A 3,499-nucleotide genomic window follows, 5' to 3' on the forward strand; every position below is an offset into this window, starting at 1 on the left:
CGTAACTCGAATTATATCAGCGATTTTCTCGATATATCGATTTACCGACAAAAGGTGACAATAAAAGCTGTTCCAAAACGGGACAGCTTTTATTATAAAAAGTCAGTATATTTAGATAAATTTAAAGGGTATATCATTTTTTTGACGAATAAATAAGTTAGAGAAAATTACGGATAAAAATAGCCCGAACCATGCAGGGCATGATTCGGGCTTATATTCAGATTAGTAAGCTAAGCTGAATAGACCTTTAATGTGTGATAAGTAACGAACGTTACTTGCTTCTTTCATTAATGATGCTGGTAAACCTTTAAGTGGAGTATTGCTTGCTCCGATTGTAGCAACAGCATCTTTACGTCCTAGACTAGCAAGTGTTCCAGAGTTTACAGGTGCGAACTCTTCGAATGCTTTGCCTTCTAGTGCTGCGTATAAGTTGTATCCAATTAACTCACCCATTTGCCAAGCGATTTGTGCAGTTGGTGGGTATGGACGTCCGTCTGGAGCGAAGACAACAGCGCTGTCTCCAGCAACGAATACGTCTTTGTGAGAAGTGGATTGTAGGTATGCATCAACTGTTGCACGACCACGGTTTACTTCAAGACCTGATTCACCGATTAGTGGGTTACCTTGAACGCCACCTGTCCAAACGAATGTGTTAGCAACAAGTTTTTGACCGTCTTTTAAGTCGATTTCATTGCCAGCAACGTTTGTTACAGGAAGACCAGTTAAGAATGTAACGCCGCGTGCTTCTAGGCTAGTAGTTGCACGTTCGATTAAGTGGTCTGGTAATACTGGAAGGATTTTTGGACCTGCTTCAACAAGAAGAAGTTTAACTTCTTTTGGATTTACGCCGTGGCTTTTTGCAAGTTTAGGCATAATGTCAGCAAGCTCACCAACTAGCTCAACGCCAGTTAATCCGCCACCACCGATTACGATTGTAGCATCAGCTTCGTTTTTCGTTTTCGCGTATTCACGAATACGGTCTTCAACGTGTTTGTAGATTTTGTTTGCATCAGCAGCAGATTTTAATACCATGCTGTTTTCTTCTAGTCCTGGAATACCGAAGTAAGCAGTTTTACTTCCTAAAGCAACTACAAGTGCATCGTAAGATAAAGTAGTGCCGCCAGCTAATTTGATTTCTTTGCTATCAACTGAGAATGACTCAACTGTTGCGATTTTAAGATCGATATCTTTACCTTTGAAAAGCTTTGTAAGTGGCATTGCAACTGCTTGCTCAGACACGTTACCAGCTGCAAGGCGGTGTAGTTCAGTGATAATTTGGTGTGTTGGGTATTGGTTAATCACTGTAACTTGTGCTTCTGATTTGCTGTAATATTTACGTACGTTTAAAGCGGCAAGAAGACCGCCATAACCAGCGCCTAAGATGACAATTTGTTTTGACATAGTATGATATCCCCCGTCTTTACTAATTGTTGTTATAAGTTAACTTATTTATTGTTACGTTCTGCACTAATTTGAAGATATGCGTTCACAAATCGGAACATTTTTTGTGCTTGTGGGTCTTTTAATAATTTCAATAGACCGAACAGGCCGATAACTTCGTTGCTTTCGTCAGCACGATCTTTCGCTTCGATTGCAGTAGCAGCCATGCTTTTCACTGTATCTTTTACAGGTTCTACAAGCTCTGTGATTGCACCAACAGTGTCGCTTTTTAATACTTCATCAGTAGCAACAGTTTGAGCGAAGTCATAAGACTTAGTTAAAATGTTAACAAGCTCAGTTAATTTTGGAAGCTGTTCTACTAGTGTTGTTAATGATTCTTGTACCTCAGGTTTTAACAACTGATCAAGTACATCAAGTTGTCCTTGGCTAGCAGAAATTTGTACAGTTTCTTGTTCTGGCTTTGTTTGAGTCATAGTTTCTGGCATCTCCAATTCTCCTTTACGATAGCAATACTCTTATTTTTGATAAGTAAGATAGTAAACGGTTACGAAACTTTATACAAAGTTTCACAAAACACAATAAAATGCCTTTAAATTTATGACAGCAAGTAAGCTGCAAACATAAATCTAAAACCATAACGTCTTACTTATTATTTATGAACTGTCCGATATATGGCTTGTCCGCATAATGGAAAAGCTCCGTTACCGGAAAGTGTATATAATATATATCCTATATTATATACTATATACACCTATGTTAACATAAAAATGATTCCTAATTATTTGATATTGAGCGTATAACGTAGTACTGACAAGGTATGGAAGCGTATAAAATATTTTGTTCCAGTTAGAAATGTACATATATATAAACAAAAAAAGGAAAAAACGAACAAATTCATGTTCGTTTTTTCCTTTTTCCTTTTATTCACTTTCTGCAATTAGCATCGATGTCTTGCCTTCTTTTTCAAGATGGCATTCGCCCCAAGTACAAAGGGAATCAAGAATGGATTCTAAAGACCAACCGTAGTCTGTAAGGGAATATTCTACTTTTGGTGGTACTTGATTGTATACCTTTCTTTGAATAACGCCGTCGTCTTCTAGTTCGCGTAATTGCTGCGTTAACATTTTTTGTGTAATACCAGGCATGAGACGTTTTAATTCACTCGTTCTCTTTGTACCTTTCGTTAAGTGGCAAAGAATAACGACTTTCCATTTTCCACCGATAACTTCTAAAGTCGCTTCAACGGGAATGTTATATTTCTTCATATAAAAATCTCCTTTGATGAATCTAGATTGCATTTCTCCAACAAAAGAAGCTAAATCATTTAAATGTTACTAAAAAGTACCTATAGCACTTTAAAGTACGTACTTTTTATCATGTTGAATATGTTCCATAATAGCATACGTAAGAGGGAAATGAGTAGTACGGTACTAAAAAGTGCCTATGTTACTTTTTGGTACCTATCGTACTTTTAAGTGCGTTCTTCAAAAAAAGAGCGAAGCCATTCATAATAGCATATATGAGCAATAAAGTTATTTTTGTAGAAGAAAAAAGGCCTTTTTTCACACTATTATGATTGGATTTCTCGTATTAAGGAGGGGTTCAATTGAATTCATATACAGTATCTTCTTCGGCTATGCAGACGAATCGAAGAAGTATGTTTGCTTTATTAGCACTAGCCATTAGTGCGTTTGGAATTGGTACAACCGAATTTATTAGTGTCGGTTTATTACCATCTATTTCAGAGGATTTACATGTTTCTGTCACAACAGCGGGTTTAACCGTTTCTTTATATGCGTTAGGAGTAGCGTTCGGTGCCCCGGTATTAACGTCAGTAACAGCTAGTATGTCGCGAAAGACATTATTAATGTGGATTATGATTATTTTCATTATTGGTAATGGAATTGCGGCAGTGGCAACAAGCTTTACTGTGTTACTTATCGCAAGGGTTGTATCTGCGTTTGCACACGGCGTTTTTATGTCGATAGGATCCACAATTGCGGCTGCGCTTGTACCTGAGAATAAACGTGCGAGTGCAATTGCATTTATGTTTACTGGTTTAACGGTTGCGACCATTACAGGTGTGCCAATTGGAACA

Annotated in this window: 4 protein-coding genes; 1 reads left to right on the top strand and 3 read right to left on the bottom strand. The window is 37.5% G+C overall.

Features of this window, described 5'->3' with window-relative positions; genetic code table 11:
- Positions 1–222: 222 nt before the first annotated feature.
- The 3 genes from MR079_RS27900 to MR079_RS27910 form a co-directional block, all read right to left on the bottom strand.
- The gene (locus MR079_RS27900) at positions 223–1,401 is read right to left on the bottom strand and encodes an NAD(P)/FAD-dependent oxidoreductase (protein WP_000043202.1); all 1,179 of its coding nucleotides are present in this window, start codon (positions 1,399–1,401) and stop codon (positions 223–225) included.
- 44 nt (positions 1,402–1,445) lie between these two features.
- Positions 1,446–1,886 (bottom strand): DUF1641 domain-containing protein, encoded by a 441-nt coding sequence (locus tag MR079_RS27905; RefSeq protein WP_001115309.1) that lies wholly within the window; start codon positions 1,884–1,886, stop codon positions 1,446–1,448.
- Between the two features lie 435 nt (positions 1,887–2,321).
- Positions 2,322–2,666, bottom strand: a complete 345-nt coding sequence (locus MR079_RS27910) for a winged helix-turn-helix transcriptional regulator (protein WP_000760472.1) — start codon at positions 2,664–2,666, stop codon at positions 2,322–2,324.
- A 371-nt stretch (positions 2,667–3,037) separates the two neighbouring features.
- Here MR079_RS27910 and MR079_RS27915 point away from each other — a divergent pair.
- A partial coding sequence (locus MR079_RS27915; protein ID WP_242295046.1) for an MFS transporter occupies positions 3,038–3,499 on the top strand: 462 nt, incomplete at its 3' end.

This window comes from Bacillus cereus group sp. BfR-BA-01381, assembly GCF_022663555.1.
In the GTDB taxonomy this organism is placed as follows: domain Bacteria; phylum Bacillota; class Bacilli; order Bacillales; family Bacillaceae_G; genus Bacillus_A; species Bacillus_A pacificus.